The following is a 17269-nucleotide window of genomic DNA, read 5'->3' as shown; positions in this document are numbered from 1 at the left end:
TCCATATATCCCCTGATCGTGCGTCCATTTGCGGCACGAAAGGAATAGCAGCAGACTTGCTGCCTCGGTGCTGTACTGTCCGCAGCGGGAGCGCGAAACCGCCGCGCTCCGGCGCAATCCGCAGGTCTCGACTTCGGGAGGGACAATGCTCGCCGATTCTCCGGATGTTTGCGATGCCGCACCGGCTTTCGCCCGTCGCACCGCCGAGTCCATCGACTCGCCCTACGACTGGCAACGGCAACTACGGCGCTGGAACGACACCAGCACGGCCGTCGCGCTGACCCTGCCCCGCCTGCTGACCCGGGCCGCCTCCTACGATCCGGAGGCCCCGGCCGTGGTGTGCGGGGGCCTGACCCTCAGCTATCGCGAACTGGACGCGCACGCGAACAGACTGGCGCGCAGGCTGATCGGTGCGGGCATCGGCCCCGAGGACGTGGTGGCGGTGGCGCTGCCGCGGTCGCCGGAATGGGTGGTGGCGGTGTGCGCGGTGGCCCACGCCGGGGCCGCCTTCCTCGCGGTCGACCCGGACGCGCCGATCACCCGGATCGCCCCGATCCTCGCGGATTCCGGTGCGGTCGCGGGGATTACGGCCGATTATCGACGGGAATCGCTACCCGCGTTGGGCGCCGGTCCGTGGCTGAGCATCGGCCCGGTCACGTCCTTCGACGGGGACGGTGACGACGCGCTGGCGGTGCTCGACGCGCGGGCCCGGGAACTGGTGGCCGAGGGCGCCGACGCGCCGCTGCACCGGACCAGTGGCGAGAGCGCGCCCGGCCCGGCCGGGGTGTGGGCGGCGCCGCTCGCCGAACCGGTCACCGATGCCGAGCGGGTCCGCCCACTGCACCTGCGGAATCCCGCCTACCTCGTCTACCCGCTGGAATCGAGCGGTGTGGTGCGGGGCGCGACCATGACCCATGCCGCGCTCGCCCATCTCGTGGTGACCCAGGCGCAGCGCTGCGACACCGATCCCGACGCCCGGGTGCTGGCCGCCGCCACGCCGGGTCGTGACACCGCCATCTGGGAACTGTTGCTGGCCTTGGCCTCCGGGGCCACCCTGGTGCTCGCTCCGGCCGGGCCGTACGCGGGTGCGGACCTGTACGAACTCATGCGGGACGCCCGGGTCACCCACGCCGTGCTGACCCCGTACATCCTGGCCACCCTGCCCGGCGCGGAACCGCTCCCGGACCTGCGGCTGCTGGCCACCACGGGTGCGGCCTGCCCCGCCAAGCTGACCGGAATCTGGTCGGCCGGGCGGTCGTTCGTGAGCGGCTACGGCTGGGCCGAGACCGGCCTGCACGCCACCGTGAGCCGCCCCCTGACCCCGGTCGCGCCGCACGTGGCGGTCTCGATCGGCGGCCCGGTGGTCGGCACCCGCTGCTACATCCTGGACGAGAAGCTGAACCCGCTCCCGCCCGGCGTGATCGGCGAAATCTATGTCGCCGGTGCGGGATTGGCCCGCGGCTACCACCGCCGCCCGGCCCCCACCGGCGAGCGCCTGGTCGCCGACCCGTTCGGCGATCCGGGCGACCGCATGTTCCGCACCGGCGAGATCGGCTGCTGGCGCGGCGACGGCGAACTCGACCATCACGGCCGCCTCGGCATGCTCCCGATCGGCCAACTGGTCGGCTACGGCGACGGCACCGTCCTCAACAACACCGCGGCCGTCTGGCGCTGACGGAGGTCTCGGAGTCGATCTAAAAGTGCTGCCGCGCGGCTGATTTCGCCGCGCGGCAGCTGCTGTCGGGGATTCACGCCTGCTGGGTCGGGAGCACGATGACCTGACGGAGATTCACGTGCGCCGGCCGGCTGGTGGTGTAGGCGATCAGGTCGGCGATGTCGGCCGCGCCGAGGGCGTCGATGAGACCGAACATGCCGTCGAGCTGGCCGCTGATCTCCGGATTGTCGATGTGGGTGCCGAGTTCGGTGTCGGTGAGACCGGGCTCGATATTGGTGACGCGGACCTTGCGGGCGCCGAGTTCGGTGCGCAGGGTGGCGGAGAGCTGGGTGATGGCGGCCTGGGTGGCCCCGTACACCGAGTAGGCGGGGAAGGTGACGTGCGCGCCGATGGAGGAGATGTTCACCAGGTCCGCGGGGCGGCCCGCGTCGGCGGCGGCGAGCAGGTCGGGCAGGAAGGCGCGGATGACGCGCAGGCGGCCCGCGACATTGGTGTCGAGCATGCGGGTCCACTCGTCCTCGCGGCCCTCGGTGATCGGGTTGGGCAGCATCACGCCCGCCGAGTTCACGACGAGGTCGGCGGGGCCGAGGGCGGCGTGCACGGTGGCGGCCGCGGCGGTCACGCTCGCCGAGTCGGTGACGTCGACGGTGACGGCCAGCGCGGTCCCGCCGTCGGCCTCGATCTTGGCGGCCAGGGTTTCCAGGCGGTCGGCGCGGCGGGCCAGCAGGGCGACGCGGGCCCCGTTGCGGGCCAGCAGCAGGGCGGTGGCCTCGCCCATGCCGCTGGCGGCTCCGACGATGACGGCGGTACGGCCGGACAGGTTCTCGTAAGTCATGTCCTCATCCTGCGAGCGTTTTCAGCGCGTAACGAGGGTTGCGCTTTTCCTGGGTCTGCCGGTACCAGGATGGGTTCGTACGCTGGATCCCATGCAGAACGGCCTCGGTGACTTCCTGCGCTCCCGCCGCTCCCGTATCCAGCCGGGCGACGCCGGGCTGCGGGAATACGGCCGCCGCCGGGTCCCGGGCCTGCGCCGCGAGGAGGTGGCGCAGCTGGCCGGGGTGAGCGTCGACTACTACATCCGCCTGGAACAGGGCCGCGGCAAACATGTTTCGGACGCCGTGCTGGACGCCGTGGCCCGCGCGCTGCGGCTCACCGATCCGGAGCGGCTGCACCTGTACGCGCTGGCCCGGCCGGGCGGCACCGTCGACGCGCATCCCACCACGGCGTCGGGCGTGTACAGCGCCGCCATCCATCCGGGTGTCCGCCTGGTGCTCGACGCTCTCACCGCACCGGCTTTCGTGCTGGGCAGGCGGATGGATGTGCTGGCCTGGAATGCCCTGGGCGACTCGGTGTCCGGTTTCTCCCGGGTTCCGGCGGAGGAGCGCAATCAGGCCCGCTACCTGTTCCTGGAGCCCGCCGCGCCGGCCTATTACCCGGAGTGGGAGACGGTGGCCGGTGAGACGGTCGCGTTCCTGCGCCGCGACGCGGGGCTGCATCCCGACGATCCGCGCCTCGCCGCCCTGGTCGCGGAGCTGTCCGAGCGCAGCCCGGATTTCCGGCGGCTGTGGGAGTCGCATCCGGTCAAGGAGAAGACGCGCGGCGCGAAGCTGATCCAGCATCCCGAGGTGGGCCGTCTCGAACTCGGCTACGAGACCTTGGCGCTGCCCGCCGATCCGGATCAGCTGCTGGTGGTCTACACCGCCGTGCCGGGTTCGCCGACCGCCGAGGCGCTGGCCCGGCTGGCGGGCCTGCGGTCGGTCGGCGTCTGATCCGCGGGCCGGATCTCAGTTCGTCGCAATGGTCTTGCGGTGCACCGGGCCGTGCGCGTCCTGGCAGTGCGGGACGTGGTCGTGGTCGTCGTCGGGGCATTCCGCGTGGTCGGTGTAGTCGACCTGCAGCACGCTGTGGTCGATGTGGTGCTTCTCGGCCAGCATGTGGGCGACCGCGGCCCGCACCGCCTGGCTGTCGGCGTCCTCGGCGACCAGGATGTGCGCCGACAGCGACGGGGTGCCCGAGGTGATCTCCCAGATGTGCAGGTCGTGCACCTCGATCACGGAGTCGACCGCGGCCATCTCGGCGCCGATCTCGACCGGGTCGAGGTAGGCGGGCGCGGCCTCGAGGAAGATGCGGCCCGAGGCGCGGACCAGGCCCAGGCCGGCTTTCACCATGAGCACCACCACGATCAGGGTGGCGATGCCGTCGGCGCGGGCGAAGCCGGTGAGCATGATGATCAGACCGGCGACCGCGGTGGCGATGAAGGCGAACAGGTCGTTGAGGATGTGCTGGTACGCGCCCTCGACATTGAGGCTGGTGCGGTTGGCCTTGCTGATCATCCAGCCGGCCAGCACGTTCACCACGATGCCCGCCAGCGCGGTGACCAGCACCAGGCCGCCGGTGACGTCGGGCGGGTCGATGAGGCGGCGGATGGCCTCGTAGGTGAGCCAGCCCGCCAGCCCCAGCAGGGTGAGGCCGTTGGCCTGGGCGGAGAGGATCTCGGCGCGCTTCCAGCCGAAGGTCATGCGGCCCTCGGCGGGCCGGGCGGCCAGGCGGATGGCCCACAGCGCCAGCACGATCGAGGCGGCATCGGTGAGCATGTGCGCGGCGTCGGAGAGCAGGGCCAGCGATTGGGCGACCAGGCCGACGACGACCTCGCCGAGCAGGAACACGACGATGACGGCGAGCGCGCCGGCCAGCCAGCGCTTGTCGCTGTCGGCGGTCGCGCCGTGCGAATGCCCGGCGTGATCGTGTCCGTGTGAATGCCCGTGGTCGCTCATAACCCTCCTCCGTTGCCGCTCGAACAAGACCATATGCATAAATCGCTATGTGTGCAATGTTTGTGACACGTTCGATTCGACCGGATTGCCGGAAATATGCTTCGACCTGGTCATGAGAGATCGCGGAAGGTCATGAGGAACCCGGCGAAGGCGATCACGAACAACGCGATGAAACCCAGCGCCCGCAGCCACAGCCAGGGCCAGTCCCGGACCCAGAGTCCGGTGAGCATGACCCCGACCAGCATCAACGCCCCGTAGAGGGGGGTCCGCTGCGGATGGCGACCCATAACTCCTGCATACGCCTTTTCCCGCGATCGGGCATGCGTGACCCGCCGGGTCCATAAAATCGAGAGGTGGACGCAATCCTGACAACCATCGGTGTCGTCGCGGTGATCGGTCTCTCGGGCGCGGCCTACGCGGCCTTCCTGCTGCTACGGGGGCGTAAATAATTCGCTGACAACGGTTTTCACACCGTCCACGATCAGCTCTGCACGCGCGGCCAGGGGTAGAAGGCCAGGTGGATCAGCAGCACCACGAGTCCGGCGAGCAGGAGCGCGGCGACCGGGTGCGCGCGTCGCTCCAGGTAGCCGATGGTGCGAAACAGCGTGGGGAACGGGACATCTCGGGTGAAGACCATGGCCAGCACGCTGGGCACGATGACCCACATCAGGGCGATCAGTCCGTAGAGCACGTACGCGCCCAGGTAGGAGTGCGGGTTCATGCCGCGGTCGGTGATGGCGAACAGGACGCCGAAGGCGTAGGTCGCGAAGGCTGCCGTGAGATAGCCCGCGCCCAGGAGCGTGATCACCGAATCCGTCTTGGTGACACGGCCGTTCACGGTGATGGTGCGTCCCGCCACCTGCTGCACGACGGGTTCGGGCGGGGTGGTCAACTGCGGGACCGCGTAATAGGCGAGCAGCACGATCACCGTCACCACGACCACCCGCACGATCGAATGCTGGGTCTCGAGATGGCCGACCGTGTTCGAGATGGTGGGCCAACTCGCCAGGCCGAACACCGATGCCAGTTCCGATACGGCAATGGCCAGCGCGGCCAGCCCCCACATGCAATAGCCCCAGAATTCGACCGAGTGACCCGCGGGTGTGGGTACGAGCTTGGGGACGACAACCTCCGTCATGCTGCCGTTGTATCACTGAAATTGGGCTCTACCTGCGAGTATGTGCAGTCGATGCCAGGTTGTCACGGGGCCGACATCTCGCGGTACCGGCGGGTCGGTTCAGGTCTGCCGCAGTCGATTAGGACCGCGGGGTCCGGTTCCAGCGACCCGCCGGTTCACCGCTACTTGCCGTCCGCGGTCAGACGTCCGGCGGTGCCCCAGCTGTCCGCGGGGGTCTCGTGGATCCAGACCTGCACGGCCTCGGCCGGAATCTGATACGCGTCCACGAACGCGTCGGTGATGCGGCGCACCAGATCCCGCTTCAGCTCGACGGTGCGAGGGCCCTGCTGCACGGTGACGATCGGCATGATGTGTTCTCCTTCGTGAAATCCATTGGGACCGAGAACAGTTCACCGGATTCTCCGAAGCGGACCAATGGGCGGCTCGTACACGTAGCGATAAGCGATCCTTATCGCGCGCCCGCCAGTAGCGCGCCCAGCAGGCGCAGATTCGGCGAGGCGGCATCCGCTCGCACGGCCAACGCGATCGGCAGGCTCATTCCCGGATCGGTGAAGGGCCGGAACGCGACCCGAGGGTTGTGTACCTGCCGGGCATTGGAGGCGTACACCACCGTCCACATGGGCGAGCCCGCGCCGATGGCGGCGAGGGTGTCCTGCAAGGTGGTCGACGACGGCGCGGGCACCGGTTCGAATCCGGCTCGTGCGCACGCGGTCAGCACCAGATCCACCAGGGCCGGATGATTGCGTCGCTCGGTCAGCCGCAGCGGCACCGCGGCCAGATCGGCCAGTCGCACCGAATCCTCGTTCGCCAGTGTGTGTTTGGCGGACAACGCCACCACCAGTGGATCGTCCCAGGCGGGCAGGAAGTCCAGGTCCGGGGTCTCGCCGGGTTCGGGGGAGCGGACGAAGGCCGCGTCCAGGCCGCCGTCGGCCACCTGTGCCAGCCGGTCCCGCACGGGCAGCGCCACCAGCTCCACCCGCACCCCGGGCGCCTGCTCGGCGAAGGTGTCCAGGACCGCGTCCAGTCGTTCGGCGAGCCCGGTCACCGTCCCGAGCCGGAAGACCTCCGCCCGGCCGCCCGCCAGGTCCGCGACCGACGCCCGCGCCTGATCCGCGGCGGCCAGCACGGCCCGGGCCGCGGGCAGGAAACGTTGTCCGGCCTCGGTGAGCAGCACCTTTCGCGGCGAGCGGTCCAGGAGCTGCACCCGCAGGTCGCGTTCCAGCCGCCGCACCTGCTGGCTGACCGCCGGTTGCGCGATGTGCAGACGCGCGGCGGCCCGGCCGAAGTGCAGTTCCTCGGCGACGGTCACGAAGTACCGCAACTGGCGCAATTCCACAGCAGGCTCCACGGGTCTCGGCACGGCTGCTCGACCCGCGGCCGTGGTCCACCGCCCATGAAACCATCGGCCGGCGCCCGGGAAACCATCGGCCGGCGCCCGGGAAACCATCGGCGGGCGAGCGGGAAACCATCGGCGGGCGAGCGGCCGCGCACACGATATGCCCGGCTTCGTCTGCCAAGATGACTGAATGATTGCCACCATGGCCGCGATCGCCGTCGCACTGGTCGTCTGGGCGTTGTTGGCCACCCGGCTCGACCGCTGGCGCATCAGTCCGCCGATGGTCGCGGTCAGCACCGGCGTGGTGGTGGGCCTGACCGTGCGGGACAGCATCGCGGGCACGCTCAACACCGATGTCGCCCTGCATTTCGCGGAAATCGTGCTGGCCGTGCTGTTGTTCGTGGACGCGACGGAGGTGCGCGGCGGCCTGCTCGGCCGCAATCCCGGGGCGACGCTCCGGCTGCTGCTGATCGCGCTGCCGCTGTCCCTGGCCGCCGCTGTCGGGCTGGGAATGTGGTTGCTGCCCGGTTACCACTGGGCGGTGCTGTTGGTCGTCGCCTGCGTGGTGGTGCCCATCGACTTCGCGCCCGCCGCGGCCATCCTGCGCGACAAGCGGATTCCGGTGCGGGTGCGCGATATCCTCAACAGCGAGAGCGGCTACAACGACGGAATCGTCTCGCCGATCATTATTTTCGCGCTGATCCTGGCCGGTGATCACACCCAGGAGCACACGCCGCTGACCGCGCTCGGCACCGCCTTCCCGGCCGCCGCGAAGGCGATCCTGGTGGGCGCGGCCTGTGGTGCGGCGCTGGCCTACCTGGTCAATCGCGCCGACGCGGCGGGGCTGATGACCGCGCAGGCCAAGCGGGTGATTCTCGTGGCGGCCCCGCTGGGTTCGTACGCGTTGTCGGTCGGCATCGACGGCAACGGCTTCGTGGCGGCGTTCGTCTGTGGTCTGGTCTTCCAGCGGGTCCGTGACGAGGATCGGCACAAGGAGGAACTGGAACTCATCGACGATGTCGGGTTCCTGCTCACGATCATGATGTGGTTCGTGTTCGGCGTGGTCGTGGTGTTCACGCTGTGGGGCGGGGTGAACTGGCGGCTGTGGCTGTACTGCCTGGCCGTGCTCACGGTGGTCCGGATGGTTCCGGTGATGCTGGCGCTGACCGGAACCCGGCTCACCCGCATCGAGGATCTGCTCATCGCGTGGCTCGGCCCGCGCGGCACCACCTCGATCGTGTTCGGCCTGCTGGCCTTCAACAAACTGCCCGATTCCGACGCCGAGCTGGCGCTCACCGCCATGGTGATCACGGTGCTGGGCAGCGTCTTCCTGCACGGGCTCGGTGCGCCGCTGCCCGCTCTCGGCTATTACCGCCGCCGGGGCGCGGATCGCGAGCCCGGCAGCGGTGTCACCGGTAGGCGTTGATGTCGAAGGCCCCGTTGGACGCCCGGAACGATTCCGCCGAGTCCGGCCACAGCAGGGTGACCCGGCCGGTCTGTTCGTCGCGATACCAGCTGGTGCACCGGCCCTGGGTCCAGACGGTGTCGCGGGCGCGGTGCTCGATATCGGCCATGGAGGATTCGACCGCCTCGGGTGTGACCTCGAGGACGGTTTCCGGTACCCCGGCCAGGTGGTCGAAAGCGCTGAGCACGTAATCGATCTGGGTCTCGATCACGTAGATGGCCGAGTTGTGGCCGAGCGCCGCGTTCGGCCCGTCCAGGACGTACATGTTCGGGAAGCCGTCCACGGTGGTGGAGGCGTGCGCGACCATGCCGTTGCTCCAGCGCTCGGCCAGCAGCCGGGCGCCGCGGCCGCGGATGTGCTTGGCGATGGAGGGCCGGGTGGCATTGAAGCCGGTGGCGAAGACCAGCACCTCGGGGTCGTAGGAGTCGCCGCTCGCCGCGATGGCCCGGCCGTCGCTGATGTGGGTCAGCTCGGTCGACTCCAGCCGCACATTGTCCTGCTGCAGGGCCGCGTAGTACTCGTCGGAGAACAGGATTCGCTTGCAGCCGATCTCGTAATCCGGGGTCAGCCGCCGCCGCAGTTCCGGATCGCGGACCTGCCCGGCCAGGTGGTCGAGCGCGCGGCGGCTGAGCAGATCGATCTCCGGGTGCCGGCGGCGGCGCGCGGCGATGCTGAGCTCCGCCTCGGCGAACAGTTCGTCCCGCAGGGCGGTGATGGACCGCGGGTCGGCGGCGAATCCGGCCAGCTCGTCGGGGGTGTAGAAGCGGTCCCCGCGCGGCAGCACGTAGGGGGCCGAGCGCTGGAAGACCACGACCTCGCTGGCCTCGCCCGCCAGCCGCGGCAGGATCTGCACCGCGGACGCGCCCGTGCCCACCAGTCCGACCCGCTTGCCGACCAGGGAGACCTTCGGATTCCAGCGCGCCGAATGCCAACGGCGGCCCCGGAATTCGGTGAGATTCGCGATCGGCGGGATCTTGGGTTCGGTCAGCCGCCCGGTGGCGATGACCAGATTCGCCGCCGAGAACTCACCCTGTGCGGTGCGGACCCGCCAGCGCTCCTCGGCTTCGAGCCATTCCGCCTGTTCCAGTGCGCAATTCAGCCGCAGATACGGTTCGAGCGCTTCCTGCTTCACGCAGGAGCGCAGGTAGTCGTGAATCTCCGCGCCCTCGGCGAACACTCGCGACCAGCGCGGGTTCGGCAGGAACGAGAACGAGTACAGGTGCGCCGGAATATCGCAGGCCACACCGGGATAGCGGTTGTCGCGCCAGGTGCCGCCCACATCCTCGGCCTGTTCGATGATCACGAACGATTCCCGGCCGCGGCGGGCCAGCTGGATGCCCATGCCGATACCGGCGAACCCCGCGCCGACGATCAGGACGTCGACCTCTTCCGGGGCCGGTGCCGCGCTGAAATTCGAAGCCATGGCGTCAGATCCAGCCGTACTGGGTGGTGCGCTGCCGCAGGGTGCGGCCCAGCTCGCCGGCGATCCGCTCGACATCCTCGACGGTGAGGGTCAGCCCCGCCTCGGGACCCGATTCCGGCGCGAGCCGCCCGTCGAGCAGCAGCCCGCCGAAATCGTTGGCGCCGCAGCTCAGCAGCTCGACCGCCGCCGTCACACCCAGTCGCGGCCAGGCGGCCTGGATATTGTCGATCCGCCCGTGCAACAGCAGTCGCGCGACCGCGTGAACGGCCCGGGACTGCCGCCGCAGGCGTTCCGGCACCTCGGGGGTGCGGAATCCGGCCGCCGCGGTGACGGGATCCATGGGCATGGCGATGAATTCGGTGAAGCCGCCGGTGCGGTCCTGGATCTCGGCGAGCAACCGCAGATGCGCGAGCTGCTGCGCGGGGGTCTCGATATGCCCGTACACCATGGTCGCGGTGGAGGTCAGCCCCGCGCGATGCGCGGCCTCGATCACCCGAACCCATTCGCTCACCGGCAGATCCGGCCCGCCCTTGAGCCGGGCACGAACGTCGTCGTCGAGAATCCGCGCCCCGGTGCCGGGCACCGACCCGAGCCCGGAAGCCTTGGCCCGCACCAGGTATTCGTCCAACGGCACTCCCAGCCGCGCTGCCCCGTCGAGCAGCTCCTCGGGCCGGAAGGCGTGCAGATGCAGGGGTGCGCTGCCGGTGACGGCCGCAACCAGCGACAGATAGTCGTCATCACTGTCGGCGGGCAGCGGGCCCTGCATGCAGATCTCGGTAGCGCCGAGCTCATACGCTTCGGCGACGAGGGCGGCCAGCCGATCCCGCGCGGCCGAGCCCGACACCGCGGCCGTGTCCAGGTTCCGATTCACGACATAGGTAACGGCATCGCCCACACTCTGCTTCCGCACCGCGTCCGCGAGTTCCCCCAGCCGGTCCAGCTCGGGGCCGTCGGTCTCCAGCAGCGCGAGGTACCCCGCGTCCGGCAGGCCCGCGGGATTCCGCTCCGCCTCGGCCAGCCATTCCCGCACCTGACCCACGTCGGGCGACCCGACCTCGGCGATACCACCATCCACGATCGCCACGATACCGCCGCCCTTCCGAGCCGCTACCGCGCCTGCTGGTGGCCGGGACTTCCGTACGGACACGCGTTCGGCCCGGCGCCGCGGGGCGGCGACCGGGCCGGTCAACGTGGTCGGAAGGGTCAGGCGGCGGACTGGCCGATGCTGACGTTGCCGAAGGACGTGTGGGCGTACACCTGGACGAGGTCCTGGGGCTGGTCGACGGCGGCGAGGCGGTTCTGGACCGAGCCGGACTTGGTGTTGGACTCCAGCTGCGCGGCGCTGCCGGGCTTGATGCCGACGGTGAGGTCGCCCATGGAGGTCTCCAGGCGCAGGACGCCGCGGGCGGCCTCGGTGACATGGATGTCGCCCTTGGCGACCTTCGCGGTCACCGAGCCCTGGGGGCGTTCCACGGTGATGTCGCCGGCGGACACCTCGAGTTCGCAGTCGCCGAGGCCGCCGGTGCCGTACAGGTTGCCCAGGCCGACCGTGCCGGTGAGGCGGGAGCCGGTGGGGACGGCGATGGTGACCACGATGGTCCCGACGGCGGTGAACGGGTTGTGGGCGCGCCAGCCGGTGGGGGTCTTCACGGTGAGGACGCCGTCGGTGAAGTCGACCTGGACCTGATCCGCGGCGCGCACGTCCTCCTTCTTGGCGGGGTTCGCGGGCCGGACGTCGACGACGGTCTCGGTGCGGTCGGCGGCGGTGACGGTGACGTTCCCGGCGGCCACGGCGACGGCGACGGTGATGGGGGAGAGGGTCTCGAAGGCGGTCATGACGTGCTCCTTTGGGTGCGATTCCCGGGGTGGTACCGGGTTGATGGGAGTAACTCTGATCGCCCGTGCTGACAGCGGGCTGACGCTGTCCTGACACGGCCGCTGATACAGGTTCTGCCCCGGTCACGGGTTGACGGCACAATGGTCCGGTGCAGATCAGGATGCTTGGACCGCTCGAGATCCGAACCGAGGACGGTGGATCCCTGGACGTGCCGGGTGTCCGGTTGCGGGCCTTGTTGATCGCGCTGGCCCTCGAACCCGGCCGCGCGGTCGCGAAAACCTCGCTGGTCGACTGGATCTGGGGCGAACAGCCGCCCGCCGACGCGGCGAACGCCTTGCAGGCGCTGGTGTCGCGGCTGCGAAAGGTGCTGCCGGACGGCGTGATCGACGTGCAGCCCGGCGGCTACCGGCTGGCCGTGGCGCCCCGCGCGGTGGACGCCGTCCGCTTCGAACAGCTGCTGGACGCGGCCCGCGGCGGCGTGGAGGCCCAGCAGGCGCAGGCCCTGCGCGAGGCCCTGGAACTGTGGCGGGGAGCGCCCCTGCAGGACCTCGCCGCGCAGGAGAACGCGGCCGTCGACGCCGCGATCACCCGCTTCGACGGCCTGCGTCTGGCCGCCGCGGAGGATCTCTACGAGACGGAGGTCCGGCTCGGACGCGGCGCGGGCCTGGTCGCCGAGCTGACCGAGCTGGTGGATCGAAACCCGGTGCGGGAGCGCCTCGCCGGTTCCCTGATGCGCGCGCTGGCCGCCGCGGGCCGGGGCGCGGAGGCGTTGACCGTCTACCAGCGCACCCGCGAGGCCCTCGCCGACGAGCTGGGTGTGGACCCTTCGCCGGAACTGTCCGCGCTGCATGTCGCGTTGCTGCGCGGCGAGGTGGGCGCGCAGCGCGAGGAGGACCGCCGCACCAATCTGCGCGCCGAGCTGACCAGTTTCGTCGGCAAGCAGGCGGACCTCGACGCCGTGCGGGAACTCGTTGCGGCGCACCGGCTCACCACGGTGACCGGTCCCGGCGGTTCCGGCAAGACCCGGCTGGCCACCGAGACCGGGCGTGCCATGCTCGCCGAGCTGCCCGACGGCGCGTGGCTGGTGGAGCTGGCGTCGGCGGGCGCGGGCGGCGATCTCGCCCAGTCGGCGCTGGCCGCGCTGGGCCTGCGCGACGCGCTGCTCGGCGGCGCGCCCAACGCGGAACCCGTCGACCGGCTCATCGCGGCCGTCCGCGACCGCGACATGCTGCTGATCCTCGACAACTGCGAGCACGTGATCGAGGCCGCGGCCGCCTTCGCGCACCGCATGCTCGGCGAGTGCCGGCGGTTGCGCATCCTCGCGACCAGCCGTGAGCCCCTGGGCATCACGGGGGAGGCGCTCTGGCAGGTCGAGCCGCTGGCCCTGCCCGCCGGGAACGCGGGAGCCGCCGAGATCGAATCCTCCCCGGCCGTCCAGCTGCTGCGCGATCGGGCGAGCGCGGTCCGCAAGGATCTCGCGACCGATGCCCGCACCCTGGCGACCATGGCCCGGGTGTGCCGGGCGCTGGACGGGATCCCGCTGGCCATCGAACTGGCCGCCGCGCGCCTGCGCACCATGTCCCTCGAGCAGCTGGCCGACCGTCTCGACGACCGCTTCCGCCTGCTGACCGGCGGCAGCCGCACCGCGATCCCACAGCACCGCACCCTGCGCGCGGTGGTCGACTGGAGCTGGGAGCTGCTCACCGACGCCGAGCGAAAGGTCTTGCGCCGCTTGGCCGTGTTCTCCGGCGGCGCGACGCTGGAAGCGGCCGAACAGGTGTGCGCGGCCGCCGAGTTCGGTGCGGACACGGCGGTCGAGCAGTGGGAGGTGCTCGAACTGCTGACCACGCTGACCGAGAAGTCCTTGCTGCGCACCGCCGGTGACGACGAGCCGCGCTACCGCATGCTCGACACCATCAAGCAGTACGCCCGCGATCGGCTCGTCGAAGCGGAGGAGTCCGACGCCGCGCGCCGCGCGCACCTCGCCTGCTTCACGGCACTGGCCGCGACCGCGGAACCGCATCTGCGCCGCGCCGAACAGGTGCAATGGCTGGCCGTCCTGGACGCCGAGTACGACAACATCGCCGCCGCCATGCGCGGCGCGCTCGCCGCCGAGGACGCGCTCGGCGCGTTGGGTCTGGCCGCCGCCGCGGGCTGGTACTGGTGGCTCAGCGGCCACAAGGCCGAGGGCCTGGAACTTGTCAGCGCCGCCGCGGCCCTGCCCGGCGGGGCGGTCGACGCCGAAACCCGGGCCACCGTATACGGACTGGTCGTGCACTTCGTGACTTCCGGTCCCGGCGACCAGCATCAGGTCGAGGAGTGGATTCATAAGGCGACCGAGGTCAGCCAGGGCATCCACGCCAGTCATCCGGCCCTGGCCTTCCTCTCCGCTCTGGAACGAATGCTGAAGGGGCCCGACGAGTTCCTGCCCGCCTTCGAAGCGCTGCTCGACGACGCGGACCCGTGGGTGCGGGCCCTGGCCCGGTTGCAGACCGGCAAGCTGCGGGTCGTGCTCGGTCAGGACGGGGAGCAGGCCGACGAGCAGCTGGAGCTGGCGCTGGCCGAGTTCCGGGCCATCGGTGAACGCTGGGGCATGTCGTTCGCGCTGACCGAGCTGGCCGACCGGATCGCCATGCGCGGTGAATTCGGCCGCGCGTGCGCGTATTTCGAGCAGGCGGTGGCCGCGGCCACCGAGGTCGGCGCGATCGAGGACGCCGTCCGGATGCGGTCACGGCAGGCCCAGTTGTACTGGCTGCTCGGCGATTTCGATGCGAGCGCGGCGGCGCTGACCGAGGCGCAGCGGTACGCGGATCAGGCGGCGTGGCCCAGCGGTCTGGCCGAACTCGCTTTGGCGCGAGCGGAATTGGCCCGCTGGAACGGTGACGGCGCGGAGACCGAGCGTCAGATCGCGTTCGCGACCACGATGCTGGGTGAGGATGTGGGCCAGCCCTTCATGAGCGCCCTGATCCACGATCTGCGCGGCTATCTGGCCGAGGACACCGTCGCCGCGAGAACCGAACGCGCCGCGGCCTTTCAGGCGGCGACCGCCGGCGGGCACGCGCCCCTGCTGGCCCGGATCATCGTCGGCATCGCCGATCTGGCCCTGCGCGACGGTCAGGCCGAGCAGGCCGTGCGGCTGCTGGCGGCCGGTGACGCGGTCCGCGGCCTGGCCGACCGCTCGCATCCGGATGTGGCCCGCATCGAGCAGACGACACGAAGCCGCCTCGGTGAAGACGGCTTCACCGAGGCGGCGGGGGAGGGGACCCGGGCGGACTGGCACGAGCTGGCCCGGGTCACGCTCGCTTGCTGAAAGTGGCTCGCGACCACAGGTATCCGACGATGGCGAACCCGGCGCACCAGGCCAGCGCGGCGGCGGTGTAGCCGCCCGACGGGTGACCGGTCAGGAAGCCGCGCAGGGCTTCGATGATCGGGGTGAAGGGCTGGTACTGGGCGAACTGCCGCACGCCCTGGCCCATCTGGTCGGCCGGGACGATCGCGCTGCTGACGAACGGCAGCATGATCAGCGGCACCACCGACATGCCCGCCGACTCCGGGGTCTTGGCCGCCATGCCCAGCGCGACGGTCAGCCAGGAGGCCGCGAACGAGGTGGCCACCATGACGCCGATCGCGCCCAGCCATTCGGTGGCCGAGGCCGGGGACCGGAAGCCCAGGGCGAAGGCCACGCCGAGCACGGCGGCGATGGCGATCAGGTTGGTCAGCATGGTCGCCACCACGTGCCCGGTCAGCACCGCGCCGCGGGAGACGTCCATGACCTTGAACCGGTTGATGATGCCCTTGGCCATGTCCGAGCTGACCGACACCGCGGTGCCGGAGAGTCCGTAGCTGATGGCCAGCAGGATCATGCCGGGTGTCGCGTAGTTGATGTAGTCCTCGCCGACATTGAAGGCGCTGCCGAACACGTAGACGAAGATCAGCAGCATCATCACCGGCATCAGCGCGGCATTGAAGATGGCGACGGGGTTGCGGGCGATGTGTTTGAAGTTGCGGCGCAACATGATCGCGGAGTCGCCGAGCGAGGCGGTCAGGCCGCCGGTGGCGCCGGTGCGGTCGGTCGCGGTGGATTCGGTGGAAACGATGGTGCTCATGCTGCGTCGGCCTCCGTGGTGGCGTGCCCGGTCAGGGCAAGGAAAACGTCGTCGAGATCGGGGGTGTGGATGGAAACGTCGGTGGCCTCGACCGCGTGGTCGGCGAGCCGGTTCAGCAAGGCGCGCAGGGCATTCGACCCGCCGTCGCCCGGCACCTGGAGGGTGAGGGCCTCGTGGTCGGCGGTGCCGTCGGGCAGGATCCGCGCGGCCGCTTCCAGTTGCGCGTTGTCGCGGAACCGGAGTTGCAGGTAGCTGCCCGGCACCCGGCGCTTGAGGTCGTCGGGCGTGCCCTCGGCGACGATGCGGCCGCCGTCGAGCACCGCGATCCGGTCGGCCAGCTGGTCGGCCTCCTCGAGGTACTGGGTGGTGAGGAAGATGGTGACGCCGTCGGAGGTCAACTCGCGCACGATCTCCCACATGGTGCGCCGGCTGCGCGGGTCCAGTCCGGTGGTCGGTTCGTCGAGGAAGACGATGTCCGGCTTGGTCACCAGGGTCATGGCCAGGTCCAGTTTGCGGCGCATGCCGCCGGAGTAGGTCGAGGCCGGTTTGCGCGCCGACTCGGTCAGCTCGAATCGCTCGAGCAGTCCGGCGACCACCCGCTTGCTCTCGCTGCCACGCAGGCGGTGCAGGTCCGCCATGAGCCGCAGGTTCTCCTCGCCGGTGAGCAGGTCGTCGACCGCCGCGAACTGACCGGTGACCCCGATCGCCGCTCGCACCGCGCGGGTTTCGGTGGCGATGTCGTATCCGGCGACGCGGGCCGTCCCCCCGTCGGCCCGCAGCAGGGTGGTCAGCACGTTGACCGTGGTCGTCTTGCCCGCCCCGTTCGGTCCGAGCAGCGAGAAGATGCTGCCGGTCGCGATGGTCAGATCGATGCCGTCGAGGATCGTCTTGTCCCCGTATGCCTTCCGCAGCCCGGAGGCGGCGATTGCTGTGCTGTTCATGGGGAGAACTTTCGACCGGGCGCCTGATATCGGCCTGATGCCGACCTGATACGGCTCCTGACACACCTGACACGGCATTGGACCTGGGTTTACCGGCGATGGAGACCCAATCGGACTACCGTTCAGTCATGGCAAGCAGGGACATCGTGGTGAGCGTCGGGGATGACGACTGGCTCACCCTCAGCGATGCCGCCGAATGCGCGGGGATGAGCGTGGCGGCATACGTGGCCTGGGGAGTTCGGGTTTTGGCGTTCCAGGCGCGCCCGGGCGGCTCGAAGCGCCGGCCGTCGACGTCCCCGTCGGCGACCCGCCGTCGCGCGAAGATCACCGACGAGACCGAGTCGATGGCCTGGACCGAGACGTTCTCCGAGCGACTATCCCACCGCACCGAGCGCTATCGCGGCTTGTAGGTGGGCTTCGCCGAGCGGTGACCAGCCGGTTGCCCGAATATTCCGCGTTGGGGTGACGCTTCGGAAACACCTCCCGTCAGCTTTCTGATTCGCCCGATTCTCGGTGTTACCGTGAATTTGCTGATGCGAAGGAGTTGATGGATGCGGTCGTCGCTGCCCGATGC

16 protein-coding genes are annotated in these 17269 nt (G+C 70.2%); 5 read left to right on the top strand and 11 right to left on the bottom strand.

All coding sequences use genetic code 11. The features are described 5' to 3' along the window. The first annotated feature begins 145 nt into the window (after positions 1 to 145). Complete coding sequence (locus ABZ382_RS16560) at positions 146 to 1675, top strand: AMP-binding protein (protein ID WP_357089348.1); 1530 nt, start codon at positions 146 to 148, stop codon at positions 1673 to 1675. A 73-nt stretch (positions 1676 to 1748) separates the two neighbouring features. On the opposite strand, the gene ABZ382_RS16555 is transcribed toward ABZ382_RS16560, so the two are convergent. Next, positions 1749 to 2510 carry an SDR family oxidoreductase gene (locus tag ABZ382_RS16555; RefSeq protein WP_357089345.1) on the bottom strand — a complete coding sequence of 254 codons (762 nt, stop codon included), beginning with the start codon at positions 2508 to 2510 and terminating at the stop codon, positions 1749 to 1751. A gap of 91 nt (positions 2511 to 2601) precedes the next feature. Here ABZ382_RS16555 and ABZ382_RS16550 point away from each other — a divergent pair, with 91 nt between their 5' ends. Then, complete coding sequence (locus ABZ382_RS16550; protein WP_357089343.1) at positions 2602 to 3444, top strand: helix-turn-helix transcriptional regulator; 843 nt, start codon at positions 2602 to 2604, stop codon at positions 3442 to 3444. A gap of 15 nt (positions 3445 to 3459) precedes the next feature. Here the strand turns inward: ABZ382_RS16550 and ABZ382_RS16545 are convergent, their stop codons facing one another. From ABZ382_RS16545 to ABZ382_RS16525, 5 genes are all read right to left on the bottom strand, one after another. Next, positions 3460 to 4449 carry a cation diffusion facilitator family transporter gene (locus ABZ382_RS16545; RefSeq protein ID WP_357089341.1) on the bottom strand — a complete coding sequence of 330 codons (990 nt, stop codon included), beginning with the start codon at positions 4447 to 4449 and terminating at the stop codon, positions 3460 to 3462. Between the two features lie 110 nt (positions 4450 to 4559). Further along, complete coding sequence (locus ABZ382_RS16540) at positions 4560 to 4736, bottom strand: hypothetical protein (RefSeq protein WP_357089339.1); 177 nt, start codon at positions 4734 to 4736, stop codon at positions 4560 to 4562. A gap of 194 nt (positions 4737 to 4930) precedes the next feature. Beyond that, positions 4931 to 5587 carry a hypothetical protein gene (locus ABZ382_RS16535; RefSeq protein ID WP_357089337.1) on the bottom strand — a complete coding sequence of 219 codons (657 nt, stop codon included), beginning with the start codon at positions 5585 to 5587 and terminating at the stop codon, positions 4931 to 4933. Positions 5588 to 5748: 161 nt separating this feature from the next. Next, positions 5749 to 5934 carry a 4-oxalocrotonate tautomerase DmpI gene (gene dmpI / locus ABZ382_RS16530; RefSeq protein ID WP_036545806.1) on the bottom strand — a complete coding sequence of 62 codons (186 nt, stop codon included), beginning with the start codon at positions 5932 to 5934 and terminating at the stop codon, positions 5749 to 5751. Positions 5935 to 6035: 101 nt separating this feature from the next. After that, on the bottom strand, positions 6036 to 6923 hold the full coding sequence (locus ABZ382_RS16525) for a LysR substrate-binding domain-containing protein (RefSeq protein ID WP_357089334.1): 888 nt from the start codon (positions 6921 to 6923) through the stop codon (positions 6036 to 6038). Between the two features lie 190 nt (positions 6924 to 7113). On the opposite strand from ABZ382_RS16525, the gene ABZ382_RS16520 reads away from it, so the two are divergent. After that, a complete protein-coding gene (locus tag ABZ382_RS16520; RefSeq protein WP_357089332.1) occupies positions 7114 to 8349 on the top strand; it encodes a cation:proton antiporter in 1236 nt (411 codons plus the stop codon). Here ABZ382_RS16520 and ABZ382_RS16515 read toward each other — a convergent pair. From ABZ382_RS16515 to ABZ382_RS16505, 3 genes are all read right to left on the bottom strand, one after another. Then, on the bottom strand, positions 8333 to 9811 hold the full coding sequence (locus ABZ382_RS16515) for an NAD(P)/FAD-dependent oxidoreductase (protein WP_357089330.1): 1479 nt from the start codon (positions 9809 to 9811) through the stop codon (positions 8333 to 8335). The genes ABZ382_RS16520 and ABZ382_RS16515 overlap by 17 nt on opposite strands. Positions 9812 to 9815: 4 nt before the next feature. Then, positions 9816 to 10886 (bottom strand): FO synthase, encoded by a 1071-nt coding sequence (locus ABZ382_RS16510; protein WP_357089328.1) that lies wholly within the window; start codon positions 10884 to 10886, stop codon positions 9816 to 9818. Between the two features lie 128 nt (positions 10887 to 11014). Further along, positions 11015 to 11647 carry a DUF4097 family beta strand repeat-containing protein gene (locus ABZ382_RS16505; RefSeq protein ID WP_357089327.1) on the bottom strand — a complete coding sequence of 211 codons (633 nt, stop codon included), beginning with the start codon at positions 11645 to 11647 and terminating at the stop codon, positions 11015 to 11017. 149 nt (positions 11648 to 11796) lie between these two features. Between ABZ382_RS16505 and ABZ382_RS16500 the strand changes: the two genes are divergently transcribed. Beyond that, the gene (locus ABZ382_RS16500) at positions 11797 to 14958 is read left to right on the top strand and encodes a BTAD domain-containing putative transcriptional regulator (RefSeq protein WP_357089325.1); all 3162 of its coding nucleotides are present in this window, start codon (positions 11797 to 11799) and stop codon (positions 14956 to 14958) included. Here ABZ382_RS16500 and ABZ382_RS16495 read toward each other — a convergent pair. Both ABZ382_RS16495 and ABZ382_RS16490 read right to left on the bottom strand, forming a co-directional pair. Beyond that, positions 14942 to 15754 (bottom strand): ABC transporter permease, encoded by an 813-nt coding sequence (locus tag ABZ382_RS16495; protein ID WP_357089323.1) that lies wholly within the window; start codon positions 15752 to 15754, stop codon positions 14942 to 14944. The two genes, ABZ382_RS16500 and ABZ382_RS16495, sit on opposite strands and share 17 nt — an antisense overlap. Next, positions 15751 to 16695: an ATP-binding cassette domain-containing protein gene (locus tag ABZ382_RS16490; protein ID WP_357089321.1), complete on the bottom strand. Its 945-nt coding sequence runs from the start codon at positions 16693 to 16695 to the stop codon at positions 15751 to 15753. The genes ABZ382_RS16495 and ABZ382_RS16490 overlap by 4 nt, the downstream gene beginning before the upstream one ends. A 128-nt stretch (positions 16696 to 16823) precedes the next feature. Here ABZ382_RS16490 and ABZ382_RS16485 point away from each other — a divergent pair, with 128 nt between their 5' ends. Further along, positions 16824 to 17105 (top strand): hypothetical protein, encoded by a 282-nt coding sequence (locus ABZ382_RS16485; protein WP_357089319.1) that lies wholly within the window; start codon positions 16824 to 16826, stop codon positions 17103 to 17105. Positions 17106 to 17269: the final 164 nt, after the last annotated feature.

This window comes from Nocardia sp. NPDC005825 (assembly GCF_040630175.1).
Lineage (GTDB): Bacteria > Actinomycetota > Actinomycetes > Mycobacteriales > Mycobacteriaceae > Nocardia.
Note: the sequence above shows the minus strand (reverse complement) of the source record. Positions and strands in the feature narration are given on the sequence as shown.

Excerpts from the sequence above, each read along its gene's own strand:
- ABZ382_RS16545 (WP_357089341.1), bottom strand. The coding sequence starts at position 4,449 with ATGAGCGACCACGGGCATTCACACGGACACGATCACGCCGGGCATTCG.
- ABZ382_RS16540 (WP_357089339.1), bottom strand. The coding sequence starts at position 4,736 with ATGGGTCGCCATCCGCAGCGGACCCCCCTCTACGGGGCGTTGATGCTG.
- ABZ382_RS16550 (WP_357089343.1), top strand. The coding sequence starts at position 2,602 with ATGCAGAACGGCCTCGGTGACTTCCTGCGCTCCCGCCGCTCCCGTATC.
- ABZ382_RS16490 (WP_357089321.1), bottom strand. The coding sequence starts at position 16,695 with ATGAACAGCACAGCAATCGCCGCCTCCGGGCTGCGGAAGGCATACGGG.
- ABZ382_RS16485 (WP_357089319.1), top strand. The coding sequence starts at position 16,824 with ATGGCAAGCAGGGACATCGTGGTGAGCGTCGGGGATGACGACTGGCTC.
- ABZ382_RS16495 (WP_357089323.1), bottom strand. The coding sequence starts at position 15,754 with ATGAGCACCATCGTTTCCACCGAATCCACCGCGACCGACCGCACCGGC.
- ABZ382_RS16520 (WP_357089332.1), top strand. The coding sequence starts at position 7,114 with ATGATTGCCACCATGGCCGCGATCGCCGTCGCACTGGTCGTCTGGGCG.
- ABZ382_RS16560 (WP_357089348.1), top strand. The coding sequence starts at position 146 with ATGCTCGCCGATTCTCCGGATGTTTGCGATGCCGCACCGGCTTTCGCC.
- dmpI (WP_036545806.1), bottom strand. The coding sequence starts at position 5,934 with ATGCCGATCGTCACCGTGCAGCAGGGCCCTCGCACCGTCGAGCTGAAG.
- ABZ382_RS16515 (WP_357089330.1), bottom strand. The coding sequence starts at position 9,811 with ATGGCTTCGAATTTCAGCGCGGCACCGGCCCCGGAAGAGGTCGACGTC.
- ABZ382_RS16555 (WP_357089345.1), bottom strand. The coding sequence starts at position 2,510 with ATGACTTACGAGAACCTGTCCGGCCGTACCGCCGTCATCGTCGGAGCC.
- ABZ382_RS16535 (WP_357089337.1), bottom strand. The coding sequence starts at position 5,587 with ATGACGGAGGTTGTCGTCCCCAAGCTCGTACCCACACCCGCGGGTCAC.
- ABZ382_RS16505 (WP_357089327.1), bottom strand. The coding sequence starts at position 11,647 with ATGACCGCCTTCGAGACCCTCTCCCCCATCACCGTCGCCGTCGCCGTG.